General features: G+C 62.2%; 23 protein-coding genes and 1 pseudogene. 14 read left to right on the forward strand and 10 right to left on the reverse strand.

The features are described from left to right. Positions 1–18: 18 nt before the first annotated feature. Positions 19–1,221, reverse strand: coding sequence for a ubiquinol oxidase subunit II (gene cyoA / locus DKT70_RS03050; RefSeq protein ID WP_111557733.1), 1,203 nt, complete (start codon positions 1,219–1,221; stop codon positions 19–21). 160 nt (positions 1,222–1,381) lie between these two features. Here cyoA and DKT70_RS03055 point away from each other — a divergent pair, with 160 nt between their 5' ends. Next, the gene (locus DKT70_RS03055; RefSeq protein WP_111557734.1) at positions 1,382–2,698 is read left to right on the forward strand and encodes an MFS transporter; all 1,317 of its coding nucleotides are present in this window, start codon (positions 1,382–1,384) and stop codon (positions 2,696–2,698) included. A gap of 100 nt (positions 2,699–2,798) precedes the next feature. Here the strand turns inward: DKT70_RS03055 and DKT70_RS03060 are convergent, their stop codons facing one another. After that, entirely contained in the window at positions 2,799–3,851 is a 1,053-nt protein-coding gene (locus DKT70_RS03060; protein ID WP_111557735.1) for a LacI family DNA-binding transcriptional regulator, read from the reverse strand. 171 nt (positions 3,852–4,022) lie between these two features. Between DKT70_RS03060 and DKT70_RS03065 the strand changes: the two genes are divergently transcribed. The 7 genes from DKT70_RS03065 (at position 4,023) to DKT70_RS03095 (ending at position 11,518) form a co-directional block, all read left to right on the forward strand. Further along, on the forward strand, positions 4,023–5,030 hold the full coding sequence (locus tag DKT70_RS03065; RefSeq protein WP_199559513.1) for an ABC transporter permease: 1,008 nt from the start codon (positions 4,023–4,025) through the stop codon (positions 5,028–5,030). A 36-nt stretch (positions 5,031–5,066) separates the two neighbouring features. Next, positions 5,067–6,083 (forward strand): substrate-binding domain-containing protein, encoded by a 1,017-nt coding sequence (locus DKT70_RS03070; protein ID WP_199559514.1) that lies wholly within the window; start codon positions 5,067–5,069, stop codon positions 6,081–6,083. 85 nt (positions 6,084–6,168) lie between these two features. Then, positions 6,169–7,716 (forward strand): sugar ABC transporter ATP-binding protein, encoded by a 1,548-nt coding sequence (locus DKT70_RS03075; RefSeq protein ID WP_111557736.1) that lies wholly within the window; start codon positions 6,169–6,171, stop codon positions 7,714–7,716. A 14-nt stretch (positions 7,717–7,730) separates the two neighbouring features. Beyond that, complete coding sequence (locus tag DKT70_RS03080) at positions 7,731–8,771, forward strand: ABC transporter permease (protein ID WP_111557737.1); 1,041 nt, start codon at positions 7,731–7,733, stop codon at positions 8,769–8,771. Positions 8,772–8,786: 15 nt separating this feature from the next. Next, the gene (locus tag DKT70_RS03085; protein ID WP_111557738.1) at positions 8,787–9,788 is read left to right on the forward strand and encodes a dihydroxyacetone kinase subunit DhaK; all 1,002 of its coding nucleotides are present in this window, start codon (positions 8,787–8,789) and stop codon (positions 9,786–9,788) included. An 11-nt stretch (positions 9,789–9,799) separates the two neighbouring features. After that, positions 9,800–10,441 carry a dihydroxyacetone kinase subunit L gene (locus DKT70_RS03090; RefSeq protein WP_111557912.1) on the forward strand — a complete coding sequence of 214 codons (642 nt, stop codon included), beginning with the start codon at positions 9,800–9,802 and terminating at the stop codon, positions 10,439–10,441. A gap of 21 nt (positions 10,442–10,462) precedes the next feature. Next, positions 10,463–11,518 (forward strand): aldo/keto reductase, encoded by a 1,056-nt coding sequence (locus DKT70_RS03095; RefSeq protein WP_111557739.1) that lies wholly within the window; start codon positions 10,463–10,465, stop codon positions 11,516–11,518. A gap of 27 nt (positions 11,519–11,545) precedes the next feature. On the opposite strand, the gene DKT70_RS03100 is transcribed toward DKT70_RS03095, so the two are convergent. After that, positions 11,546–12,013, reverse strand: coding sequence for a GNAT family N-acetyltransferase (locus tag DKT70_RS03100; protein ID WP_111557740.1), 468 nt, complete (start codon positions 12,011–12,013; stop codon positions 11,546–11,548). A gap of 629 nt (positions 12,014–12,642) precedes the next feature. Between DKT70_RS03100 and DKT70_RS03105 the strand changes: the two genes are divergently transcribed. The 3 genes from DKT70_RS03105 (at position 12,643) to xrtE (ending at position 17,505) form a co-directional block, all read left to right on the forward strand. Continuing rightward, entirely contained in the window at positions 12,643–15,450 is a 2,808-nt protein-coding gene (locus DKT70_RS03105) for an SdrD B-like domain-containing protein (protein WP_111557741.1), read from the forward strand. A gap of 143 nt (positions 15,451–15,593) precedes the next feature. Then, positions 15,594–15,797, forward strand: coding sequence for a hypothetical protein (locus tag DKT70_RS03110; protein ID WP_111557742.1), 204 nt, complete (start codon positions 15,594–15,596; stop codon positions 15,795–15,797). 85 nt (positions 15,798–15,882) lie between these two features. Beyond that, positions 15,883–17,505, forward strand: coding sequence for an exosortase E/protease, VPEID-CTERM system (gene xrtE / locus DKT70_RS03115; protein WP_111557743.1), 1,623 nt, complete (start codon positions 15,883–15,885; stop codon positions 17,503–17,505). 76 nt (positions 17,506–17,581) lie between these two features. On the opposite strand, the gene DKT70_RS03120 is transcribed toward xrtE, so the two are convergent. The 3 genes from DKT70_RS03120 to DKT70_RS17740 all read right to left on the reverse strand — a co-directional run bounded on the left by DKT70_RS03120 (position 17,582) and on the right by DKT70_RS17740 (position 19,760). Beyond that, positions 17,582–18,163 (reverse strand): hemerythrin domain-containing protein, encoded by a 582-nt coding sequence (locus DKT70_RS03120; RefSeq protein WP_111557744.1) that lies wholly within the window; start codon positions 18,161–18,163, stop codon positions 17,582–17,584. A gap of 258 nt (positions 18,164–18,421) precedes the next feature. Then, positions 18,422–19,435, reverse strand: coding sequence for a purine-nucleoside phosphorylase (locus tag DKT70_RS03125; RefSeq protein WP_111557745.1), 1,014 nt, complete (start codon positions 19,433–19,435; stop codon positions 18,422–18,424). A 133-nt stretch (positions 19,436–19,568) separates the two neighbouring features. After that, complete coding sequence (locus DKT70_RS17740; protein WP_146612588.1) at positions 19,569–19,760, reverse strand: hypothetical protein; 192 nt, start codon at positions 19,758–19,760, stop codon at positions 19,569–19,571. A 276-nt stretch (positions 19,761–20,036) separates the two neighbouring features. Here DKT70_RS17740 and DKT70_RS03130 point away from each other — a divergent pair, with 276 nt between their 5' ends. After that, positions 20,037–20,990 (forward strand): phosphotransferase family protein, encoded by a 954-nt coding sequence (locus DKT70_RS03130; protein ID WP_111557746.1) that lies wholly within the window; start codon positions 20,037–20,039, stop codon positions 20,988–20,990. Between the two features lie 71 nt (positions 20,991–21,061). Here the strand turns inward: DKT70_RS03130 and DKT70_RS03135 are convergent, their stop codons facing one another. The 4 genes and pseudogenes from DKT70_RS03135 to DKT70_RS03150 all read right to left on the reverse strand — a co-directional run bounded on the left by DKT70_RS03135 (position 21,062) and on the right by DKT70_RS03150 (position 24,827). Next, positions 21,062–21,952, reverse strand: a complete 891-nt coding sequence (locus DKT70_RS03135) for a zinc-dependent alcohol dehydrogenase family protein (RefSeq protein ID WP_233490396.1) — start codon at positions 21,950–21,952, stop codon at positions 21,062–21,064. A 773-nt stretch (positions 21,953–22,725) separates the two neighbouring features. Further along, positions 22,726–23,070: a hypothetical protein gene (locus tag DKT70_RS03140; protein ID WP_111557748.1), complete on the reverse strand. Its 345-nt coding sequence runs from the start codon at positions 23,068–23,070 to the stop codon at positions 22,726–22,728. A 601-nt stretch (positions 23,071–23,671) separates the two neighbouring features. Continuing rightward, positions 23,672–23,893, reverse strand: a pseudogene (locus DKT70_RS03145) (transposase); the annotation flags it as partial. Further along, a complete protein-coding gene (locus DKT70_RS03150) occupies positions 23,859–24,827 on the reverse strand; it encodes a Hint domain-containing protein (protein ID WP_111557749.1) in 969 nt (322 codons plus the stop codon). The pseudogene DKT70_RS03145 and the gene DKT70_RS03150, both read right to left, overlap by 35 nt. A 244-nt stretch (positions 24,828–25,071) precedes the next feature. Between DKT70_RS03150 and DKT70_RS18155 the strand changes: the two genes are divergently transcribed. Together DKT70_RS18155 and DKT70_RS03160 are read left to right on the forward strand one after the other, a co-directional pair. Continuing rightward, positions 25,072–25,551 carry a hypothetical protein gene (locus DKT70_RS18155; protein ID WP_199559515.1) on the forward strand — a complete coding sequence of 160 codons (480 nt, stop codon included), beginning with the start codon at positions 25,072–25,074 and terminating at the stop codon, positions 25,549–25,551. A 38-nt stretch (positions 25,552–25,589) separates the two neighbouring features. Continuing rightward, complete coding sequence (locus tag DKT70_RS03160; RefSeq protein WP_111557750.1) at positions 25,590–25,811, forward strand: hypothetical protein; 222 nt, start codon at positions 25,590–25,592, stop codon at positions 25,809–25,811. The last annotated feature ends 134 nt before the right edge of the window (positions 25,812–25,945 follow it).

The following is a 25,945-nucleotide window of genomic DNA, read 5'->3' on the forward strand; positions in this document are numbered from 1 at the left end:
TGTCATGGTTCGGTCCGATTACTGGTTGTCGGGATTGGGCTGGGTGGCATCAGGCCGAGCGGGATCGGGCTGGAACAGGGGCATGAAGTCCCGGCCCAGGCCGTGGCCGCGCAGCATGCGCCTGTCGGCGTCGGTGGCGGTCTTGTCGGCCTCGGGGGTGTCGGACTGCATCTCGTCCTCGCCACCGTTGCGGCTGACATCCATGCCCTCCATGCCGTGACCGTCATGGGACATGGCGCCGTGATCGGCATGTTGTTCCTGATCCTGACCATGGGCCATTTCCATGCCGCCGGATCTGGTGTGCATGTCCTGCATCATCATGTCGTTCATGCACATTTGGCCCGGCTCGACGCACATGTTCAGGATGTCGTGGTAGAGACCGTCCTCGACGCCCGCGAAATGCATGGGGGCAACGTTTTCGGAAGGCTTGACCAGGTCCAGATAGGTGTCGCGGTCCAGCGTGGCGTCCTGTGCCTGGACATCGGCGACCCAGTTTTCGAACCCTGCATCGTCCATGCCGTGGAACTTGAAGCGCATGCCGGAAAAGCCCGCGCCGGAATAGTTCGACGAAAAGCCGTCATAGACGCCCTCTTCGTTGATGACGCCGTGCAGGCCGGTCTCCATGCCGGGCATGGTATAGATCATGCCGGCCAGCGTCGGGATATAGAAGGCGTTCATCACCGAGGATGAGGTCAGCTTAAACTCGATCGGGCGGTCGACGGGGGCGGCCAGTTCGTTCACGGTCGCGATGCCGTATTGGGGATAGATGAACATCCATTTCCAATCCAGCGACACGACCTGGACCTGCAGCGGTTCGTGTTCGTCGGTCACCACCAACTCCTTCGAAATGCGGTCCAGCTTGCGATAGGGATCAAGAAGATGCGTGCCGACCCAGGTCAGCCCCCCAAGGCAGATGATGATCAGCAACGGCGCGGCCCAGATCACCACTTCCAGCTTGGTCGAATGGCTCCAGTCGGGGGCATAGGTGGCATCGGTGTTCGAGGCGCGGTATTTCCACGCGAAGAAGACCACCAGGCAGATTACCGGAATGATGATCAGCAGCATCAGCAGGGTCGATGTGACCAGGACATCCCTTTGCCGCGCTGCCACGTCGCCCGACGGCGACAGCACCACCGCATCACATGCGGACAGAAGGGCCGGGAGGGTCAACAGGGCGGTAAGGTGTAAACGTTTCAAGGCGTTTCCAGTCCGATGGTCCATGAAATGACGGGTTTGGGGCGGGCCGGGGCCACGCCGAGCCGCAGCGATACGCCCCGTACCCGGGAACCGACATTGGACAATTTGCCCAATGCACATATCCTGCGAACAGGCGCAGGAACGCCGCTGAATTCATGACAATCGCGAACGGAGCAACAGCGGCATGACCAGCACAGCCTCGACCATCGCCGAAAAGGACGCCCGCGCGCATAACGACGCGCCGGTCCCTCTGGAACCCAGCGAGATTTCCATCGGCGTCGTCATCGGGCGGACATCCGAATTTTTCGATTTCTTCGTCTATGCCATCGCATCGGTCCTGGTCTTTCCCGACCTGATCTTTTCCTTCACCGATCCGCTGCGCGGGACGCTCTATTCCTTCGCGATTTTCGCGCTGGCCTTCATCGCCCGTCCCGTCGGCACGGCGGTCTTCACGCTGATCGACAAGAATTACGGGCGCGGGGCCAAGCTGACATCGGCGCTGTTCCTGCTGGGGGCATCGACGGCGATGCTGGCCTTCCTGCCCAGTTATGAACAGGTCGGCGCCTATGCGATCCTGTTCCTGGCGATCCTGCGCATCGGCCAGGGAATGGCGCTTGGCGGAGCTTGGGACGGTTTGGCCTCGCTTCTGGCGATGAACGCCCCCAAGGGGCGGCAGGGCTGGTACGCGATGATCCCGCAGATGGGCGCACCGCTGGGGCTGATCGTGGCCAGCGGGTTGTTCGTCTTTCTGGTCACCAGCCTCAGCGCACGCGATTTCCTGGATTTCGGCTGGCGCTATCCCTTCTTCGTGGCCTTCGCGATCAACGTGGTGGCGCTGTTCGCCCGCCTGCGCATCATCGCGACGCCGGAATACGAAAAGCAGTTCGACAACCTGGAACTGACCCCCGTCCGCGCCAGCGAGACCATCAAGGCCGAAGGCCGCCACCTGCTGCTGGGCGCCTTCACGCCCTTGGCCAGCTTCGCGCTGTTCCACATGGTGACGGTCTATCCGCTGTCTTGGGTATTCCTGTTCACCGACGAATCCCCCGCAGGCTTCCTGGTGATCGAGATCGTGGGCGCCGTCATCGGCCTGCTGGCGGTGATGATGTCGGGCATCGTGGCGGACCGGATCGGACGCCTGCGCCTGTTGTCGATGTGTTCCATCGCGATCGGCATCTTCGCGCTGTTCGCACCCCTGCTGCTGAACGGCGGCGCCGTGGGCGAGGTGATCTACATGGTCGTGGGCTTTGCCATCCTGGGCCTGTCCTTCGGCCAATCTTCGGGCGCGGTCGCGGCACGTTTTTCCAAACGCTACCGCTATACGGGTTCGGCGCTGACCTCGGATATCGCCTGGCTGATCGGCGCGGGCTTTGCCCCCGTGGTGGCGCTGCTGCTGTCCAGCACCTTCGGCCTGTGGAGCGGCGGCGCCTATCTGCTCTCGGGCGCGATCTGCACCTATGTCGCGCTGCGCATGACCAAGCAGCTGGATTTCCAGTCCTGACCCCTGCCCCTGCCTGCGCGTCGGCCTGAACAGGCGGCGAAGCGATCATCGCTTCGTCGTTTTTTTTTCGGCATGCCTGGTGCGCGCCATGCCGAAGGGGTCAGGCGGGCGCCGGCCCGGGCCGCTTCTTCGCGCCGGTGCTGTCCCGCAGGATCAGCCGGCCCGTCACCAGCACTTTCATCGGGGGCTGGGGTCGGCTGCTGTTGATGATGTCGTCCAGCAGGTTCACGGCCATCGCACCGATCTGGCGCTTGGGAACATCGACCGTGGTCAGCGCGGGCGACAGCAGGCTGCTCATGGGCAGATTGTCAAAGCCCACCACGGCGACATCGCCCGGAATGCGGTGACCAAGTTCCTGCAGCGCACGCATCAGCCCATGCGCGACAATGTCGTTCACGCAGAAATAGGCATCCGCAATACCGTCCTGCTCTGCTAGATGCTGTCTGGCCTGGGCATAGGCACCCTCACGCGTGGCCGCCACGCTCAGGATGTCCTGCCGGGCCACCTTGATGCCCAGACTGTCGCAGGCCCGGCGAAAGGCTTCGTCCCGCAGCCGGAAATTCGCCACATCCGAATGGCTGCCGACAAACCCGATGCGTGCGAATCGGGCCGATTTCAGATGCGAGACAACCTCGAAGACGGCTTGATCATTGTCCATGTCCACGAAATTCGCGCTCAAGTGACGATGATAGGTGTCGATGAAGACGGTCGGGTGCCGATCGGGTGACAGCGCCTGGATATCATCCTCGGACAGCTCGGTGCCCAAAATCACCTGGCCCTGCACATCGCCCGTGTTCGACAGGACGGACATGTCCAGACCCTCATGCGCCACGACTTCCAGGGTGTAACCCCGACGCGTGGCGGCATGCGACATCCCGTCGATATAATCTGAAATGAAGTGATTGTGGTCGCGGTTCACCGTCTCGCCATGCTTGGACAGCTTGAGGAAACGCAGGGTCAGCGTGGCATCCGACCGGGTTCTGGATGGCCGGGGGGCATAGCCCAGTTCGGCGGCCGCGGCCAGCACGCGGTCGCGGGTGCCCTGTGTGATATCACCCTTGCCGTTCAGCACAAGCGATGCGGTCGAGGCCGAGATCCCGGCGCGTTCGGCCACCTGGCGCAACGTCACGGGCTTGCTGACTGGTCCATCCATCCTTCGAATACCCGCTTTCTCAGATTTCGGCTCTCATACAGGACCGACCGCCTCAAAGCCCAGCGCTCGTTGCGGTGTCCCCTCTACAAAGCCATTGCGCGACTGACAACTTGCTGCTAGCGTTTTACTAAATCAAGCGTAAGTTTTACTAAATCCTGGGGAGGAGAAATAGTGAGACGCGATGCGAACCTGCTGGTGCTGTGCGTTCTGAGCGTGGTGCTTCTGGCCCTTGGCGGGCTGGTGTCGGACGGCGCTTTCCTGTCGCCCTTCAATCTGCAATCCATGGCGACGCAGGTCCCCGAAATCGGCCTCTTGGCGATCGGCGTCATGCTGGCGATGTGCGCGGGCAATGGCGGTATCGACCTGTCGGGAATAGCGAATGCCAACATGTCCGGCGTCGCGGCGGGGATCGTCGCCATCTCTCTTTTCGACGCGACCGAGGCACCCGCCCTCTTCACCCTGACCTTTGCCTTGGGCTGCATGATCGTGGGCCTGCTGGCGGGGATCCTGAACGGGATCATCATTTCCCGGTTCAACATCACCCCGATCCTGGCGACGCTGGGGACGCAGATGCTGTTCACCGGCGTCGCGGTGGTGCTGTCCGATGGCCGGTCCCTGACCATCGGTGCGCCCGATCCCCTTTATGCCCTTGGAAACGGCGTGGTCTTCGGCCTGCCGATCAGCTTCCTGATCTTCGTCGCGATCGGGATCGCGCTGGCCGCTGTCCTGCGCCTGACCCCTTACGGCATGCGCCTGATGCTGACCGGCGCAAACCCCAAGGCCGCGGTCTATAGCGGGTTTCGCGGCGTGCGGATCATCACGACGACCTATGCGATCTCGGGGCTGCTGGCGGGGATCGCGGGGATCATCATCGCGGCGCGCAACGTCAACGTGAAATGGGACTATGGCACGTCCTACCTGTTGGTCGCGATCCTGATCGCGGTGATGGCTGGGGTGCGCCCGCAGGGCGGCCATGGACGCGTCGTGAACGTGATTCTGGCGGCGGTGGTGCTGCAGCTGCTGTCCAGCCTGCTGAACTTCATCGGGTTGTCCAATTTTGTCCGAGATCTGGCCTGGGGGATCCTGCTGCTGTGTTTCCTGGCCGTGGCGCGCTTTGATCTGATCAACCAGATCGCCGCCTTCGCACCTTCCCGGCGTCTCCCTCGCGCCGCGGAATGACGGGAGGATGAGGGTTTTCTACTGAGGAGATAGAAAATGACCACCAGACATCACGCGCTGACCACCGGCCTGAAGGCCGCCCTTCTGACCACGGTGATGACCGTGGCGGGATCGGCCGCATGGGCGCAGGACGGCAAGACCATCACCACCGTCGTGAAGATCAGCGGCATCCCGTGGTTCGACCGCATGGAAACCGGCGTCGACCTCTATGCCGAGGAACATCCCGAGATGACCATCTCTCAGGTCGGTCCCGCCACGGCGGATTCGGCCCAGCAGCTGCAGATCGTCCAGGATCTGATTGCCCGGGGCACCGACGCCCTGGCCGTCGTGCCGATGGACCCCGGCGTCCTGGAAGGCCTGCTGAAGCGCGCCATCGACCGCGGCACCATCGTCGTGACACACGAGGCCGACAACCAGGTCAACACGATGGCTAATATCGAGGCCTTCGACAACGCCGAATACGGCACGGCGCTGAACGAACGGCTGGCCGAATGCATGGGCCAGGAAGGCAAGTGGACGACCTTCGTGGGGTCCCTGGGCAGCCGCACGCACATGCAATGGGTCGGCGCCGGAGAGGAGAACGCCGCCAAGTATCCCGGCATGGAACTGGTCGATCCGAACAACGAATCCTTCGACGATGCCAATGGCACCTACGAGACCGCCAAGGAGATCCTGCGCAAGCATCCCGACATCAAGGGCTTCCAGACCTCGGCCGGCAATGACGTCCTGGGCGTTGGTCGCGCGATCGAGGAAGCGGGCCTGACCGGCAAGGTCTGCCTTGTGGGCACCGGCCTGCCGAACCCGTCGGCGGCCTATCTGGACAGCGGCGCCATCACCGCCATTGGTTTCTGGGACCCGCAAAAGGCTGGCATGGCGATGAACGAGGTCGCCCGCATCCTGCTGGAGGGTGGCGAGCTGACAGATGGCATGGACCTGGGCGTCGAAGGCTATGAGTCGGTGTCGGTCACCCAAGGCGCCGGCGACGGCAAGCTGGTGGTCGGCAACGGCATGGTGATCGTCGACAAGGACACCTACGCCGAGCGCCTGTTCTGATCGTCTGTTCCTGACTGGGACCGCCCGGCCCTATCCGTCCGGGCGGTCCGACATCACGACATCGCCCCCAAGGGAGCCTTCTTCGATGAAAGACCGATCCAGTTCCGACGCCCCCTTCCTGGAGCTTCGCGGCATCCACAAGCGGTTCGGCGGCGTGCGCGCCCTTTCCGGGGTCGATCTGACGATCGAGGCGGGAAAGGCCTATCATCTGCTGGGTGAGAATGGCTGCGGCAAAAGCACCGTCATCAAGATCATGTCGGGCGCCCATGCCCCGACCGAGGGCAGCATCTTTCTGGACGGCGCACTGATTCCCAAGCTGACGCCCATGGCCGCGCTGGAGGCCGGGATCGAGACCGTCTATCAGGACCTGTCGCTGTTGCCGAACCTGACGGTGGCCGAAAACGTCGCCTTGGGCGAACAGCTGGTGGCCGGGCATGGCCGCCTGCTGCGGTTCCTGGACCGGCAGCGCGTCCATGACACGGCCGCCGCCGCGCTGAGCAAGGTGGGGCTGGACCCTGACCGGGCACTGATGAACAGCGTCGTGGGCGATCTGCCCCTGGCGATCCGTCAGCGCGTCGCCATCGCCCGCGCCATCGCCGCCGAGGCGCGCCTGGTGATCATGGACGAACCGACCACGTCCCTGACCCGGCACGAGGTCGAAACGCTGATCGAGGTGGTCAACCGGCTGCTGGACAGCAATGTCGCGGTCCTGTTCGTGACCCACAAGCTGGAGGAATGCTATCGCATCGGCGGGGATGCCATCGTGTTCCGCGACGGGCTCAGCGTGGCGCAAGGCCCCATCGAGGGCTTTACCCGCGGGCAACTTGCCGAGTTGATGACCGGCCGCGCCATCGAATCCGTGCGTTACCGGAAGGGCGCCCCGGAACCGAAGGTGCTGCTGACCGCGACGCGGCTTGGCCGTTCGGGAAGCTTTCGCGACATCAGCTTCAGCCTGCATCGCGGCGAGATCCTGGGGATCACCGGATTGTCCGATTCGGGCCGCAACGAACTGGCCATGGCCTTGGCGGGCCACCTGCCGATCGATGCGGGCACCATCAGCCTGGACGACAGACCGGTCAGCATCGGGTCCCCGTCCGAAGCCATCGACCACGGCATCGGCTATGTCCCCGAAGACCGCCTGTCCGAAGGGCTGTTCATCGAAAAATCCATCCTGGAAAATTCCGTGCCGCTGATCCTGAGCCGCATCGCCAGCCGTTTCGGCCTGATCGATCGCGGCAAGGGCCGCGAGGCCGCCCACCGGATCGCCGCCGAGATGAAGCTGAACACCGCCGATATCGACCTTCCCGCCGGCGCCCTGTCGGGCGGCAACCAGCAGCGCGTCCTGATCGGTCGCTGGCTGAGCATCGACCCGCGCCTGCTGATCCTTCACGGCCCCACGGTCGGCGTCGACGTGGGGTCCAAGGAAACCATCTTCCGCGCGATCCAGGACATGGCCGACCGCGGGATCGGGCTGCTGATCGTGTCGGACGACCTGCCGGAGCTGCTTCAGAATTGCGACCGCATCCTGGTGATGAATGCCGGCCGCATCGTCGAGGATCTTCGCGCCACCGATGTGGACGAGGATCGCATCTATCAATCCATGCTGGCCAGCCAGAGCGAGCTTGCAGAATGACCGTGGTGCAGCACATGAACGACCCCCTCTCCGACAGCAGCGGAAAAACCGCCCCAGGCCGGCGCGCGCCCAGGCTCTTTTCCTTCCTGCAGGCCCATCCCGAAGCGGTCAGCCTGCTGCTGCTGGTCCTGATCTGCGCCTCGGTCGCCGCCATCAACCCGGCCTTCCTGCAGCCCTCGTCGCTGATCGACATGGGCCGCGCCAGCGTGGTGACCGGCCTCTTCGCCCTGGGCGTCTTCACGGTGCTGGCCTCGGGCGGCATCGACGTATCGTTTCCGGCCGTGGGTGCGGTGGCCATGTACGGGATCAGCACGCTGGTCCTCAACGTCTTTCCCGACATGCCTATGGCGCTGATCATCCTGCTTTGCGTCGGCGTCGGCGTTTTGCTGGGGGCCGTGAACGGGGTGCTGGTCCATGAACTCAGGGCCCCCGCGCTGATCGTGACCATCGGCACGCTTTATGTCTTTCGCGGCGTCCTGCTGGTCTTTGTCGGAACGGTCTGGCTGATGGAACTGCCACCGCAGATGGTCGCCTTTGGGCAGTGGTCGCTGATCGACATCACCACCAGCAGCGGCGTCACGGTCAGCCTTCCGGTCTATTTTCTCAGCCTGCCGCTGGCGGGGGTGCTGACCTGGTTCGTCTTGAACCGCACGCTGATGGGTCGCGCCATCTTCGCGGTCGGCGGCAAGGCGGATGTCGCCGACAGGCTGGGCTACAACCTGCGCGCGGTGCATGTCTTCGCCTTCGCCTTTGCGGGCGGCCTGGCGGGGATGGCGGGCGCCATCCAGGCCTCGGCCAATCGCATGGCCAACCCGTTCGATTTCGCCGGAACCGAGATCATCGTGATCGCGGCGGTGATCCTGGGCGGGGCGCGGATCACCGGCGGCACGGGATCGGTCCTGGGCACGGTGATCGGCGTCCTGCTGGTAACCGTCGTGAACAACGTGCTGGTCCTCGTGGGGATTCCCAGCACCTGGCAACGCGTCGTCGTCGGCGCCTTCATCCTGCTTGCCGCAGCCTTCTTCGTCTTGCGCGACCGCAAGACCAACATCTGAGACCCGGAGAGACCAATGAAGAAGTTCATCAACGACCCCGAGCATTTCGTCGACGAGATGCTGGAGGGCATCTATCTGGCCCACCCAGAGGTGACGCATGTCGGCGACGACCTGCGCTGCTTTGTCCGCACCGAACCGGTTCCCGGCAAGGTCGGACTGGTGACGGGCGGCGGTTCGGGGCACCTGCCGCTGTTCCTGGGCTTTGTGGGGCACAATATGCTGGACGGCGCGGGCGTGGGCGGCGTGTTTCAGTCGCCATCATCCGAACAGGTGCTGGAGGTGACCCGCCATGTCGACCAGGGGGCGGGCGTGCTCTATCTCTATGGGAACTATACCGGCGACCTGATGAATTTCGACATGGCCGGTGAACTGGCCGGTCTGGAAGACATCCAGACCATGACCGTGCTGGGCCGCGACGACGTCGCCTCCTCGGTCGTCGGAGAGAAACACAAGCGTCGCGGCGTGGCCGGGATCTTTTTCGCCTACAAGGCCGCCGGGGCCGCCGCCGCCGCGATGCACCCCCTGGCCGAGGTAGCCCGCCTGACCCAGAAGGCCAGCGACCGCACCCGCACCATCGGCGTGGCGCTGTCACCCTGCATCGTCCCCGAGGTGGGTCGGCCCAGCTTCCAGATCGGCGAGGACGAGATGGAGATCGGCATGGGCATCCATGGCGAACCCGGCATCACCCGCAAGACACTGACCCCTGCCGATCCGATGGTCGACGAGATGATGGCGCGCATTCTGGCCGAACAGACCTATGACACCGAAGGCGACGTCGCCGTGCTGATCAACGGCCTGGGGGCGACGCCGCTGGAGGAGCTGTACGTCATCTATCGCCGCACCGCACAGGTGCTGGAACAGGCCGGCGCCCGCATCAAGCACGTCTTTATCGGGGAATTCGCGACGTCTATGGAAATGGCTGGGGCCTCCATCTCGGTCCTGCAGCTGGATGACGAATTGGAACCGCTGATCGCGATGGATGCGAACACGCCGTTCTTCAAGCATATCGCGCGCTGAGGGAGGACATGATGGAAAAGATCACATCGCAGGACATTCCGCGCCTGTTTACGCGCCTGTCCGAGGTTTTTGCCGCCCAGAAGGAAGCGCTGATCACGCTGGATGGCCATGTCGGCGACAGCGATCTGGGTCTGACCATGGCCAAGGGCTTTGCCGCCGCCGACAAGGCGATGGCCGATCTGGGCGATGCCCCGATCGACGCACAGTTCAAGGCGGCGGGGGCCGCCATCGCCCGCGCCGCGCCCTCGACCATGGGGACGCTGATGGCGACGGGGTTTTTGCGCGGGTCGGCTGCGGCCAAGGATTGCGACGCCCTGGGCACGGCGCAGATGGCGCAGTTCTGGGTTGCCTTCCGCGATGGGGTCGCACAGCGCGGCCGCGCGCAGGTCGGTGACAAGACCGTCCTGGACGTGCTGCACCCCATTGCCGAAACCCTGACCGCCCAGGCCGATGCGGGCGCGGACCTGACCACGGCCTTGGACGCTGCACATGCCAGGGCCGTGACCGCGCTGGAGGAGACCAAGGATCTGGTCGCACAGCACGGCAAGGCGGCGGCATTCCAGGAAAAGACCCGCGGCATCCAGGATGCCGGCAGCACCGTTGCGGTCATCCTGATCCAGACCTTTGCCGAATTCGTGCAGGGCAAATCCTGATCCCGACCAAAGGAGAGCAGAATGGAATACAGAACCCTGGGACGCAGCGGGCTGAAGGTTTCGGCCTTGGCGATGGGCACGTTTTCGTTCGGAGGCCGCGGACCCTTCGCCGCCATCGCCAGCCAGGGCGTGCCCGAAGCCGCACGTCTGATCGATTGCTGCATCGCGAACGGCGTGAACCTGATCGACACCGCCAACATGTATTCGACGGGCCTGTCCGAGGAGATCGTGGGCGAGGTCATGGCAGACCGCAGCCCGGACATCCTGATCTCGTCCAAGGCCAGGATGCGGATCGGCGACGGCCCGAATGACGAAGGTGCCAGCCGCTGGCACCTGATCCGCGAATGCGAACGGTCGCTGAAACGGCTGCGGCGCGACCATATCGACATCTATCACATCCACGAATGGGACGGGCAGACCCCGGTCGAGGAGACGATGGAGGCGCTGGACACCTTGGTCCGGCAGGGCAAGATACGCTATGCGGGCTGTTCGAACTATACCGGCTGGCAGATCATGAAGTCGCTGATGGCCAGCGACCGCGGACATTTCCAGCGCTTCGTCACCCAGCAGATCCACTATACCCTGGAGGCGCGCGAGGCGGAATACGAGCTGTTGCCGCTGTCGGTGGACCAAGGCATCGGCGTCACCGTCTGGAGCCCGCTGGCCGCGGGCCTTCTTAGTGGCAAGCACACGCGCCAGCAGCCCGTCGCCCCGGGCAGCCGCCAGGACCGGGGCTGGTCCGAACCGCCCATCCGCGATCAGAACCGCCTGTGGCGGATCGTCGACGTCCTGAACGACATCGCCGCCGCGCATGACGTCCAAGCGGCGCAGGTGGCCCTGGCCTGGACACTGACGCGCCCGGCGGTGGCGTCGCTGATCGTCGGTGGCACATCGACCGCGCAGTTCGAGGCGAACTTCCGGGCGCTGGACCTGACCCTGACGCCCGAGGATCTTCGGCGCCTGGATGACGTCAGCCAGCCGCCGCAGATCTATCCGCTTTGGCACCAATCGCAATTCGCCGCGCCACGCTTCGGGGCTGCCGACAGGGCCTTTGCCGTCGATCCCGGAACCTCGTGACACGCCACCCACGATGCGGAACAGGGATCAGGCCGCGATGCGCCTTTCCAGATCCAGCCGCATCGTGGCCATGCCGTGGCGACGGGACAGTTCTTCGTAGCCGGCCGAATAATAGGCGTTGAAGGCCGGGGCGTTGTCGACCTCCACCTTCAGGGTCAGCGTCAATGCGCCCAGGTCCCGCGCCGCCTGTTCGATATGCCCGGTCAGCTCTGCGGCCGCCCCGCCGCGTGCTTCCTGGGCCAGATAGACATAGGTCAGGTGACGGACTTCCGGTCCGACGCCCTCCCGCAGGGCAAAGAACCCCACGTCCCGTCCCGATGCGTCCTGAAGGTAGAACGAGACATCCTCTCGGTCCCCCAGCCATTTGCGATGCCATTCCATCTCATCGAAGGGCACTTTCGCATTGGGATTGATCAGGGGTATGTCCGCATCCGGCAGCATCTTCGCCAAGGGTGCCAGATCGCAGTCGCGATTGCGACGCAGGTTCAGTGCCATGGGTCCTTCCTTTGGTCTGGGCCCGGCATCGCCGCACCGGGCTGTTTGATGAAAGCTGCGCGCCTGCCACGGATGAAGGGTTCCGGTCAACCCCGCGGGGGTTCGGCGCTAGGCCTGCGACGCGGTGGTCCGGGCGCGACATCCGTTGGTTCCGACCGGAAATCGGACAGCGGAATTTCCGGACTGCATCCCTGCCCGTGCGACAGATCAGCGTCGACTCGGATGCGGATCGCGGCCCTTGAGCGGATGGCGGGGGCTGCCCCTGTCGCGTGACAGGCGCCTTCGAGACAGCTGACGCAATCACCAGCAGAAGAAAAGACCTGCACAACGTGCAATCTATGCTTGTCCTTAAACAACCTCAGATTGCCAAATCAGCCCGCAAAAATCTTAAAAGCTGAACCTCGTACAAAAGACCTGACTTTTTGGATAGACCTCTGAAACGAATAGAGAAATAAAGATTTTAAGCGTGGACAAATAAAAATTTAGCGGTATTTGCTTGACGTCGGAACAGCGTCGGTCACGGCCCCCCAAGGCTTGGCGACCGGCCGCGGGACTGCCGGGCGATCACGGCCTGGGCAGTTCCCGGTTCAGTTTGCGGTTTGCCTACGGGGCGTTTTGGGACGACGATCATGACATATTACTACAAGAAATTCGAGTGGACCGCGTTCACCGAAGCCGACCTTCTGGCCAATGGCAAAAACGGCTATGACTTCGGCATCGGCGACTCGTTCGTGATGGGTCATGCATCGGTCACGATGTCGACCTTCGACAATGACAGCACGCTGTCGGGCGACAGCTGGTACGACTGGTACGACAAATCCGACGACCGCACCGGGCAGGACGGCCATGTCGACGGCAAGGCCGTGGGCTGCAAGATGTTCGCCGAACAGTATCACGTGCTGCACGGATCGGACGGCAGAACCTATTACCTGATCGAGATCAAGATTGAAGGTCATGATTCCGCCGGAGCCGGAAACGGCTACTTCAGCTTCTACGGCGCGCAACCCGCCGCCGGGGTTCAGCTGTCCGTGGTGAATACCTGCAACGTCAACGGTTCCTGGATCGATTATTCCTGCCTTGGCGCTGGCAACACGGCACCCCCCAACACGCCCCCGACCTTTACCAACGTGCCCGCCAACGGCGTCTTCTGCGTCGACGAAAACACCAAGCTGGTCGTCGATCTGAACGCCAATGACGCCGATTGCGACCCGCTGAGCTTTTCGCTGGCGGGCGGCGAGGATGCGGCCCTGTTCGAGATCGACGCCAAGACGGGTGTTCTCAGTTTCAAGGCCGCCCCCGATTTCGAGGCACCCGGATCGAAGGATGGCGACAACCTCTACAAGGTCATCGTCGCGGTCGACGACGGCAAGGGCGGCGTGACCCATGCCGAACTGTCGGTCTGCGTCAAGGACGTGGACGAGACCCCGAAATGCGTCGTCTATGAAGCCGAAGAGATGAAGCTGTCCTGCTATACCGTCAAATGCGCCTCCAGCGCGTCGGGCGGCGAATATATCGCGCTGACCGGTTACAACGGCAGTGCCGCGCAGGTCTTTGACGGTGCTTCGGGCGAATACGACCTGACGCTGCGCTTCTGGGATGCGGCCAGGGGCGACGGCTATATCAAGATCCTTGTGAACGGCCACGAGGTCGGCGCGGCCCGCCTGAACGCCGAAACCAACAAGTGGTCGGAAATCACGCTGGAAGGCCTTGATCTGTCCAAGGGCGCTGTCATCACCCTGAAGGGCGCAGGCAACGGCTGCGAATACGCGATCATCGACAACATCAAGCTGTGCCCTGCCGATCCTGCCATCGAACCCGGCGCGCTGGAAGGTCGCCTGTTCGTCGACGCCGATGCCAACGGCCTGGACAATGCCGAGCCGGGCGTGGCGGGCGTCTCCGTCCAGCTGCTGGACAGCGCCGGCAATGTCGTCGCCACCACCACCACCGGCGATGATGGCGGCTATCGCTTCGACGGCCTGCAACCGGGCGACTATCGCGTGATCTTCCCGACAGCCGTCGAAGGACGCGTGCTGACCGACCAGAATGTCGGCGCCGACGACCGGATCGACAGCGACGCCGATACCGGCACGGGCATCACCGACAGCGCGACCGTGCTTTCGGGCCAGGTGACCAAGGATGTCGATGCCGGCCTGAAGGACCCCGGAACGGCCAGCATCGGCAATCTGGTCTTCCTGGACGCGGACAAGGACGGCATCCAGGATGCGTCGGAATCGGGCGTTCAGAATGTGAAGGTGACGCTGTTCCTGGGCGGCACCGCCATCGCCACGACCACCACTGACGCCAATGGAAATTACCTGTTCACCGGGCTGAAGGCGGGCACCTATACCGTCGGCTTCACGGAGAAGGCGGGCTTCGACCTGACCGCCGCAAACCAGGGGGGCAACGAAGCCCTGGACAGCGACGCCGATCCGGTGACCGGCCTGACCGGGCCGATCACCCTGGGCATCGGTCAGGCCAATCTGGACGTCGATGCGGGCCTGGTCATCGAAAACCGCGCCCCCGGGGCGATGGACGACGCTGCCAAGACCTGCGCCGATGATGCGGTGACGGTGGACGTGCTGGCCAATGACACGGATCTTGACGGCGATGCGCTGACCATTACCCAAGTCGCGGGCCAAGACATTGCCGAGGGCGGATCGGTCGATGTGGACGGTGTCACCATCGCCCTGGTCGACGGCAAGCTGGTCTTCGACGGATCGGCCGCCTATGCCGACCTGATCCTGGGCCAGAGGGCCACGACCAGCATCAGCTATCAAATCGCCGATGGCGCGGGCGGCTTCGACACCGCCAATGTCGACCTGACCTTCTGCGGCGCCAAGAACACCTTGGATACCATCAAGGACAGCCTGCCGACAGGCGGAACCCTGGTCCTGACCCGCGACGGCACCTTGGGCGGCGACTTCTATGGGGTCACCCTGTCTGGAACCGGCGATGATCGCTTCGACGGCATTTTTTTCGACATCACCTATTGCGTCGCGGCCTACGAGCCGATCAAGCCTGATGTGGCGGTCCCCTATAACATCTATCTGGCCGATCAGGCCTCGGTTCCTTCGGGGATCGTGGCGCGTCCCCAGAACCTGGACATGGTCAACTGGATCCTGAACCAGGGATTCGAGGACATGGACAATGGCGACGGCAACGCCCGGAACTATACCGAGGGCGAAATCCAGGGCGCCATCTGGGGTCTGACCGACAACATCGTCTTCGTGAACAGCAGCCTCGGCACCAATGCCAATGCCCGCGAGATCTATGACCTTGCGCTGGCCAATGGCGAAGGCTTCCAGGCAGGCGAAGGCGACATTGTCGGCCTGATCCTGGACCCCACCGCCGAGGCCGAGGCTGCCGGCAACAGCCAGCCGCTGATCATCGGCGTCGAATGGGATATGCTGGAGCAGGACTGCTTCTGCTTCGTGTGATCCGACGCCCCGCAGCGCCCCAACCGGGGCGCTGCCCGGAATTCCGGTCGTCCAAGGGTCGGAATCGGGATCGCCTTGTCGGTGATCCCGTCATGTAGAAGACGGCGCCTTGGACAGCCGTCGTTTGTTTCGGAGTTCGAACCATGAATAAATTTTCAATTGCCGCCGTCGCCGCCAGCATCTCGGCCTTCGCCGCAGGCGTGGCAAATGCCACCGTCGCCGGTGACGGCCCCCCCGCGCCGGTGACCGCCGTTCCGGAAATCAGCGCCCTGGAAGGCACCGCTGCCCTGGCCGCGCTGGCCGCCATCGTGCTGCTGACCTGGGAACGTCGCCGCCGCGCCTACTGATACTTTTTTAAAGGTCCGAAACTTGACAGGCCTGCCCTTTGGCGGGCCTGCTCTGTGATCATTACCTTGTCTTCAAAGGCCCCTGATGAGCGACATGCCCGCCCCCCCGCTTCGACTGCGCGTTGCCCCCTGCGCCTTGGCGGCAGGGTTGCTGGCAGCGCAGTTCCTGGTCATCGGGATGATCTTCAAGCATGTCATCGACTTCGATTGCCAGGCGAACTGGGGCATCCTGGCCTGCGACACCGCCAGCAAAAGCCTTGCGGCGCTCTATTGCATGATTGCTGCCGTCGGGCTGTTCGCGATGCTGCGTCCGGCCCTGTTTCGTGAACTGCTGTCGGATGCGGGCCATGACACGCGTCCCTTGCTGCTGAACCTTGCCGGTTTCATTCTGGCCATGATCCCGGTCCTGATGCTGAACGGGGCCAGCGGAACCGCGATGATCCTTCCCGCCTTCACCCTCTGGATTGCGGGAATGGGGCTGATCCTGGCGGGGCTTTTCGGCTGGCTGGCACCTTGGGAACGGTGGCGCGGCTTTTTGGCCCAGGCCGGTGTTCCCCTGGGTGTGGCACTGTTCGCCAGCGGCCTGGCCCCGGCATTGGCCGTCCGCCTGCAGCCGATCTGGCAGATAGAGACGATCTCGGACGTCACCTTCCGCGTCGTCACCCGGTTGATCGAGCCTTTGGGCTACGACCTCTATATCGACCCTGTCCGCAAGCATATCGGCGAAGGCGACTTCATCCTCTCGATCGCCCCGGCCTGTTCGGGGATCGAAGGGATCGCACTGGTCATGATCTTCGTCAGCCTCTATCTGTGGCTGTTCCGGTCCGAACTGCGCTTTCCGCGCGCCTTTCTGCTGTTCCCGGTCGGCATTGCGGCCAGCATGGTCCTGAACGCGGTGCGCATCGCGGTGCTGCTGCTGATCGGCCTGAACGGCCAGCCCGAACTGGCGGTCGGCGGATTTCACAGCCACGCTGGCTGGATGATGTTCACGATTGTGGCCTTGGGCATCATCCTGATCGCCCGCCGCGTTCCGGCCCTGCATCGCGCAGCGATCATCCAGGCGGCCCCCAGGACAGGCCTGCCGCCGCTCTGGCGCGATCCGGTGGCTGCGCGCATCCTGCCTTTTGCCGTCTTCATGCTGACCGCGGTGATCGTGCCCGCCATCAGCACAACCCCGGCGATGTTCTATCCCATCCGGGTGATGCTGGTGGCCGCGGCACTGGCGCTGGTCTGGCCTGTCCTGCGGGGCATGGTCTGGTGGGTTTCGCCCTTGTCCTGGCTGGCAGGCGGACTGGTCGGGCTGATGTGGGTGCTGATCCCGGTCGCCCCATCGGACGGGCCGCTGCCCTATGGCACGCTGTCAGGCGGAATGGTGGTCCTGTGGTTCGTCTTTCGCGGCATCGGGACCGTGCTGCTGGTCCCCCTGGTCGAAGAGCTGTTCTTCCGGGACTATCTGGAACAGCGACTGCGCGGAACGGGCTTGGACCGGCCTGCACCCTGGCCCCGCGTGCTTTTGGCCGCAGTGATCACCGCCGGCCTGTTCGCGGCGCTTCACGACCGTTGGGCCGAGGCCTTCGTCGCTGGACTGGTCTTTTCCGCGGTTGCGCGGCGCAGCGGTCGCATCTCGGACGCCATCGCAGCCCACGCCGCCGCCAACCTGGTGGTCTTTGCCGTCGCCACCATGACGGGCAATCTTGCCATCATCTAGACGACGGTGCGCAGATGACCTGACGAACATGGTCGCGTGAGCCTGTGCAATAGTCGAAATGAGCGTGGCACGCCCGTCAGATCGCCCCGAGGTAATAGCCGATCGCTTCCGCCAACTCCGTTTCCTCATAGCCGAAATGAGAGCGCACGACCTCTTCCAGTTTCCGGAATATCGTGGCGGCCTGAGCGAAGTTCTGATCACTGGGATCTTCGGCCAATGCGTCCGCCGCCCGGCCAAGGCGGATAATCAGCTCATGCACCACTTCATGCTCGGCCTTCAGCTTTGCCACGACCTCACGGAACATTCCGCCGCCTGCTGCCTCGACCCTCGGGAACATGTCGGTGCCCTCGATGTCGTGATGAAACTTCAGAACCTGGCACTCGCGCCCGCACAATGATCCGAACGCCCGGAAATTCTCGGCCATATCAAGGGAAAGCACGATCCGCTTAAGATGCTTGGGCGAGGCATCCCGCGCTTCGATCCGCATTAGAACCGCACCGATCTGCGCCATTTCGGACAGATAATGACGGTGGATGGCCGCCAGCTGTCGTCCCTGACGCCGATGCCTGTCGGTTGCCTTGGGCACGGGCGGTGCTTTCGGTCTAGCAGCCTCGTCAAGGCTGAGGTCGTCCAGAGGTTGGGTCGAGAGATCACGCATGCCTGACAGGAATAGCTTTGCCGATGTGAAGTCAAGGTCGCGACATCACCCCCCTGAAACTTTCGCCGCGTCGCGCAGGGCCTAGGGCAGGCGCCGCATGGATGTTGCGCGCAGACCGCCCCACCCGCAATGCGATGCATGGCTTTATCGGGTGCCTTGTCGCGGCGGTCTGCTGCGGGGCCGTTCTCAACCCCTGCAACCATTGGACAGCACGTACCCCGCAGACGGGTGCATGCCGAAATCACCACATCCCGGGCGTCAGTTGTCTTCCGGCGCAGCAGGCACGCCATCTTTCCACATGTCCCAGTTGCCGACGATATGATCGACCAGGCGCGCACCCACCAATGCGATGTTCTCGACGGTTTCGGAAAAGCCGCCAGCCGTTTCTCCGGGTGCAGGGTCCAGATGCTCCAGCGTTTTTTCATCCGGATTGCCCTGGTCGAAATTCACGCCCCCCCGGATGGCGGCGATCCGGTCCGTTCCGTGCAGGCGGTTGATGACCTGCGCGATCGCATTGTCTTCCATTTCCGTGACCAGATAGTCGTCGGCCCCATAGATCTCGGTCATGTATTGCGCCTCGGCCGACAGGCCCGGGCCGTGGAAGAAGGTGTCGCCGGTCATGTGCGTGCCGACCTTTACGGAAGGCGCGGCCTGTGCGGCATCATCGGGATAGCGCAAGCGATAGGTTCTGGCTTCCGCGGAATCCTTCAGCGCGACATCCGATGACAGGTCCACACCCCAAGCGACCAGATCGGGGTTCAGCTGGTGCACGCGATAGTCTTCGTAACCCTTGCGCGGCATGAAGACCGGCGCACCCGGTTCACCCTCTTCGGGCGCCCAACGATGGCCAAGATCATAGTCGATCAGCCAGCTTCCCCAGACCACATCGCCGATGGTTCCCTTGGAGGGCGGCGTTCCCGCAACCCCGGTGATCAGATAATAGGCCTGAGAGAAGTCATATTCCGGGTTCAGAAGAATGGCCTGCATTGACGCGGATGCGTTGACCTTGCCCATGCCCAGGACGGCCCCGCAGACCCCGTCATCGTTGCAATGCACCGGCGCGATGGCGCCGGGCACATCATTTGCCTCGGCATCCTGCCAGTAGCGTTCATACCAATGCTGATATTCACCCGCGCGATCCCCGGTATTCTCGCCGATCTCGAACATCGAGCCCACGAAGACCTTGACGCGGACCGGCTCGGCCGAAGCCGCTCCTGCCAAGGCCAGGGCAAATGCCCAAGCAGCAAGTGGACGGTTGATCGCAATATGCATGGTGTGTCTCCTGTTTCCGTCAGCTTGTGGACGCACCGAAACCAGTGACGGCAGCTGGCTGCAAGAGCGACCGGCATCATAGGGCAAATCGGGACAAGCGTCACCCGCGCCTGCCGCAATCACGGGCAGATTGTCAGGTTTCAGTCAACCACAGCGCCGATGCGCTGCCTGTGGCGTTTGGGAGATAATCGCGCATGGGTCTGTTGGTACCGACGGCAGATGGAAGATCGTCGGTTCCGCCGGACGGCATGGATGCGTCATCCGGCTGCCGCGAAATCATCGCCGCCTGCGGTTGTTTGGACGCAACCACGATCAAGCCGCGCATCAGCCCCGAAGCACAATTTTCGGGCTTGATCGGGTCGGGTTTGACTGTCGTGGCTTTGGCTCAACGGGTTCGGGTCGGTCAGGTCAGAGCGAACGACAAAGGGCAATCGACCATGGCACCGGGTTTCGACCAGGTAGATATGGTCCTGTCTGCCTGGCCCCGCCGCCCTTGTGAAACGATGCATGACGTGCCGAACGCACAGAGGATCATTCCGCCAATTTGCCATTGCACCTTTTCCACATCCCGGTTCTTGTTTCCCGTGCAAGGGGTGGGACCATGACAATGTGGCCAGACATCATAGATGAGGAAGACTTCATCCGTTGGCGGTCCGCACCTCATCGCTGGTTGCCTGCCGTCACCCAGATTGCAAAACGCGAACATATCGACGACCTGTCGCCGCGTTCATTCGAAACCGGCACCAACCTTGTCGTCGATTTGAACGGCCAAGTCATCCTGAAGATCTTCCCTCCGATCTACGCCGCCCAGTTCGTGGTCGAACGATTGGCGCTGCGCCTGCTTGATGGCCGCTTGTCCGTCCCCATTCCCCGGATTCTGGCAGAGGGAGAGGACAGCGGATGGTCATGGCTGATCATCACCAAGCTGCCCGGCACGGTAGGGTCCGAGGTCTGGCCCACGCTGCCTGAGGACGACCGCATCTCGGTCCTTGGCGATATCGGGCGCGTGATTGCCGAGGTCCAGGCCGTTGATCCCAAAGAGTTGCTGACGATACAGCCGGCTTGGCCGAACTTCATCCGGCAACAAGCCCAAGGCTGCATCGGTCGCCACAGACGTCAGGGTCTGCCAGAACCGCTGCTTGCCGAATTGCCGGCGCTGATCCGCACGGTGCCCTCGGTGCTGCCTTCGGATGTGCAGCCTGTCATCCTGACCGGCGAATGGATCCCCGAAAATCTGCTTCTGACCAACACGTCTGATGGCTGGCGGCTGGCGGCCGTCATCGATTTCGGCGACGTGATGACGGGCTGGCGCGAATACGACCTTCTGGGCCCAAGCACCTTCATGTGCGCGGGCGTCCCGGCCAGACTACGGGCCTTCCTGGACGGATACGGGGTTCGTGCGGCGGATTACGATCATGCCATGAGGAGACGCTTGACGACGCTGATGATGCTGCACCGGGCCAGCGACCTGCGCCACATCGCCATCAGCGACTGGCAGTCCCGTGTCACGGGGTTCCAAGACCTCGAAGACCTCATCTGGCCCAGAACCCTGTGACCACCAGTCCTCGCGGCTGGTGGCTCTGGACCTGTTCACGTCGATCAGGACGGTCCGGCAACGGCCGATCGTTACATCGTCAGGGCGATCTTGCCGAAATGAGCGCCGGATTCCTCATGCCGAAAGGCGTCCGCGATCTTGTCCAGTGGAAAGCTGCTGTCGATCACCGGGCGGATGCCCGTGACCTCCAACGCCCGCACGAAATCGTTCTGCATCGACCGGCTGCCCACGATCAGACCCTGCAGACGCTGCTGCCTGGCCATCAAGGCTGCCGTGGGCACCTCTCCGGATGCACCGGTCAGCACGCCGATCAGCGCAATATGCCCGCCGATCCGACATGCCGTGATCGACTGCGGCAGGGTCGCGGGCCCACCGACTTCGATCACATGATCGACGCCACGACCCCCGGTCATCTCCTGCACGAGGGCGCCCCATTCACCTTCCGTCTTGTAGTTGATGGTCTGCCGGATGCCCATGTCGCGCAGCCGGGTCAGCTTCTCATCCGAGGATGATGTCGCGATGACCTCAGCGCCCATGGCCAGCGCGATCTGGGCGGCAAAGATCGACACGCCGCCGGTTCCAAGGGTCAGCACCGTGTCGCCTGCCTTCAGCGCGCCATCGACGACAAGCGCACGCCATGCGGTCAGCCCGGCGGTGGTCAGCGTCGCGGCCTCGGCGTGGCTGTACCCTGCCGGAGCTTTGGTGAACCAGTTCGCGCCCCGCACCACGACCTCGCAGGCATAGCCGTCCGTGCCGTCCCCCGGTGTGCCCGAAAAGTCAGCGACAGGCGGCGGGCCATCGGACCATTGCGGAAAGAAGCATGAAACGACGTGATCGCCCGCGCGAAACGCCTCGACACCTTCGCCGACGGCTTCGACAACCCCTGCCCCGTCAGACATCGGCACACGCCCATCCTCGGTCGGCATGCGCCCGGAAACGATGCCATAGTCGTGGTAGTTCAAGGACGAGGCATGAAGCCGGACGCGAATTTGGCCCGCCTTCGGCTGTCCGGGATCTTCAAGATCAACAAGCCGCAGCCGGTCCAGCCCGCCGGGCTGCTCTAATCTGATGGTTTTCATAGGAGGTCCCGCTGGTTGAGTAGTGCCTGATCCAGCCGCCAATGGTCAGCCCCGGCAAAGGGAAGACCAATGCCCGCCCGGAAATTGCTTCTGGCACCGAACGTTGCCGTCTGTTCGGCAGTTCCTTCGCGATCCTGCCTGTCGGGCGACGGCAGGTACGGAAACTCGACCTGTGGCCCTTCCAAACCGCCTGGACGGACACTGCACTGATCTTGCTGGCGGACGGCATTCCCGCAGGCACCACCCAGCCACACGGGCGTTGCCGGGAAGCCCCCAGTCGACCTGACGATGCCAGGCGGTCGATCCGAAATTGTCGGCGGCACGCGAAATCAGCGTTGGCCCTCAAGGTCGGATTTCCGCATGGCATTCCGAACATATCCGGTTGCTGGGATATCCACGGTATCTTTGCATGCAAGTGCGCTACAAGAACGGGGGATTGATGGGCGCCCGGGGCCCTGTATCAGTGTAGAAACACGCGTAACAGTGCCATCAGGTTCAAGAAATACTGGTGCCCAATCGGCTCTTAGGCGGACAATGCTGCCATTTTACACAGGTAGAGTTGCCATTGAAAGTTCAAGGAAAATGGCCGCTTGAAGCGGCCAATCAAGTGTGGTGAGGACGCTGCGGCGTATCCGCTTCGTAGGCGCCTGAATTTTTCAGATATCGATTCGCAGCGCGTTGAAGCCCCGGTCGCCTTCGGCGCGACCGATGTTTTTCACCTCGCCTAAGAAAATCCGTTGCAGAAGATCGCGCATGGGGATTCGCGCGCGCTTCATGCACTGCGTGAGCGTCACCCACTCCACCGTCAAATGTGGCATTTCCGGTGCCAGATCGTGGAGCCGGTCAAGCACGAAATCGACCTCCCGGCTGTCAAATCCACACCTGTCTCGCTTGTTCTCTCCTTGGCTGCGGAACAGCGGAGTGAGATAACCGAACTCGATCAGGCATCTGACGATCGGCCGCGTCGCGTTCATCCTTGCGGGCAGCGTCTCGAAGGGCACGGACCGGTCAGAGCCGCTGCTGCATCCTGCGCCTGTTTGACATCTACAAGGAGGATGGAGTTGGATTTTCCGGTATCGTTGTGAGTGATAAGGCGCCGCTCTACAAGGATCTTGCGCAGCGTCTGGCGATGGGCGCCGGTTTCCAGCGCCAGCATTGAATCGAGTATTTGTGCCGCCGCGTGATGCGTGCGCCCAGCAGCTCCCGCCCGACACACACGTCCATGTTCCGCAGAATATAGTTTCGCAGGAGCCGCTTGATCGGACCGTGATCAGAGCGATTGCCCGGCTTCAGCAGCCACCGATGAAGTTGACCGAAGACCGTGGCGTAGTTCTGTCCGCCTTGCCCTCGGTCCATGGCCGAGACATGCAAGGTGTCGAAAGCGGAGTGCAGGCCTGCTTTTCCTGCGGACGTCCATTGCCACCCTGAGCGATCTGCGAGGTCCCAGCCGTCTTGATCGATCGCGCCGAGGATGATGCTCGTCCCGAACGACATCACGATGCCGAGCATCTGGGTTGCCTTGACTGCCTGTTCCAGCGTCTGGCCGTCCAGCCACTCGGGGCCCTTGCGACCGTCGAGACGCTCCAGGACATAGCTTTGCATTAGCGGCGGTTCGGCCAGAAGCCTCTTCAGCTTCGCGTTCTCGTCCTCCAGCGCCTTCAGTCGCTTCGCCTCCGACACCGTCATGCCGCCGAACTTGGCATTCCAGTTGTAAAAGGTGCCTTCCGATATGCCGTGCTTGCGGCACAGGTCAGCGCACTTCGCACCGTGACTGGACTTTGCATGTGCCCTACGCGCTGACCATCTTCTTCCGATTTCGGTGATGACGTTCGGCGAGCTTGCGACCCATTCGTCCCGATACCAGGGTTCGAGCAGCCATTAAGGATTCTTCGCCATTCCGTAATTCCGGGAAGATCGCGAAGATCTCTTCTCTTGCGGGTGCGCCCATCGACTTCAAAGCTTCTGCGCCGGTAAAAAGGCTCTCCGTGACTGCGCCATTCGACAAGACCAGTTCATGCCGGTCGAACAGAATATGAAAATAGGTCACCTTTTCAGCTGAATCTGCGATCGCGATACCGTCTAGTTCCAACAGTTGCCTTGCTGCGACAAGAACCTCGGGGCACCCGAACATCCGCTGCGCGATGTTTGAACGGACAAGCACGCGATGTTGCGGCGAGACGAGAAGATCAGATGCAGGCTGGCCATCGCCCAAGGCACCGGCAGAAATCCGGATTGGTCGCAACGAAGGCTGAACTGCTAACCGTTCTCGGCCGCACTGACGCGAACCGATCCAACGGACAGGCTGGAAGTCATGATCCACAGTCCAGACAAGATCGCCCACCTGAAGGCTTGCGACCCGCCTTTCTCCGTCCAGCGTGGAGATCAATGTCCCTTCAGTGAAGCAAGGGGGCATGAAAGCATCTGCAGTATTGATATCCCCCAATCCGGTGATCGTTGGATATGTAAAGTTCTGCGGGTCGTCGACATTGCCATAAAGCTGGTATTCGTCTGTTGCGACATTGTTACGCGTCACGATGAACGTTTCGCCATTCTGGGTGATCGTTCCGATGAATGTTTCATTTTCGGTTCCGAACGAAGCTCCAGTAGACAGCTCTCCCGGCGTAAAGACTTTGTCCTCCTCCGCACTCTCGAAATCGCTATCGATAACTGTCCCCGAAACAATAACTGGCCCTGTATTAATCCATTCGCCAGGACCTGAGAAATATGTCAAAAAGACGTTATAACTATATTCGTCCATTTCCCCCCGATGTCCAAAATGTTGAAGACGTCTGATCAAGGAAATTATGTCGCCGTTTCTGCGTCATATTGTATTGTAGCTGTAGTACTATTTTTGCATTCTTTTATCGACGGCTCACAGCTTTATCACCTCCAATCTCTAAGCCGTAAAGGCTGCCGAGAGCGAGTCAGGGCGTCAGGTCACTCAATCATGCCTTAACTCAGCTCTTGTTGCGACAAATTTTTTCAGACGTCTCAAGAAAAGCTTGGCAGAGTATACTTTCCGTGCGTCCTTGGATCTGCGCATGTCAGATTATTTGCTTCCACGAATCAAATCTTGCAAACCAAAACAGGAGAGAATGATGCCTTCGCACCGAATGACAGCCTTTGGTCTTATGGCCTCGGCATATGCGTTCTGTGTCGCTGTTCCGGCCTATGCTCAGATCCCGACTTTGAATGCGACCTGCCCGACGGGGATTGAAGTTCACGCTGACGAAGGCGGCCCGGTCTATGTGAACGGGAACGAAGCCTCGATCGAGAAATTTAACGAATCTGTTTATGAGGCAACGCATAGCAACATCACGGTCGAGATCATGACGTCGGCCGACGGTTCGGTATCAGTTTCCTATACGGGGCCGGGTGGCGCCAACGGGATTTGCCAAGTTCATGGATCTTCCCCGGTCGAAGAAACATGCCCGGTTGATGTGAGCGAAGCCGATCGCGCTAATTACCCGGCCTGCAACTGACGAAGGATTTAAACGCGAGCAAATCAAGGAGCCGATCCATGAGGCCCAGTTTCCTGTCGCCGATCCTCTTCGGATTGCTTTCCACCGCTGCATATGCCCAGTCGAGCGAGTCGATGATCGAAGATTGTGGTGTCGCGACGCAATCCTATTTTCAGGAATTCACAGCCAGGACTGAGATGAAATACGAAGGCCAGCGCGTCGATGGAACCTATGCTATCAACGGCACCATCTACCTGGAAAACATGAGCGACGACATCTAGTGTTCCTATGCCTCAGACGGCGAGACGATGGTGGATTTCTTTGCCGAAGGAGCGTCGCAACCAGAATTCCTGAAGGGGTCCAAAAGCCCTTACATGGATTGACGTGTATCATGGGTAGACGGGTATTGACGCTC

The organism is Paracoccus sediminilitoris (assembly GCF_003259195.1).
Lineage (GTDB): Bacteria > Pseudomonadota > Alphaproteobacteria > Rhodobacterales > Rhodobacteraceae > Paracoccus > Paracoccus sediminilitoris.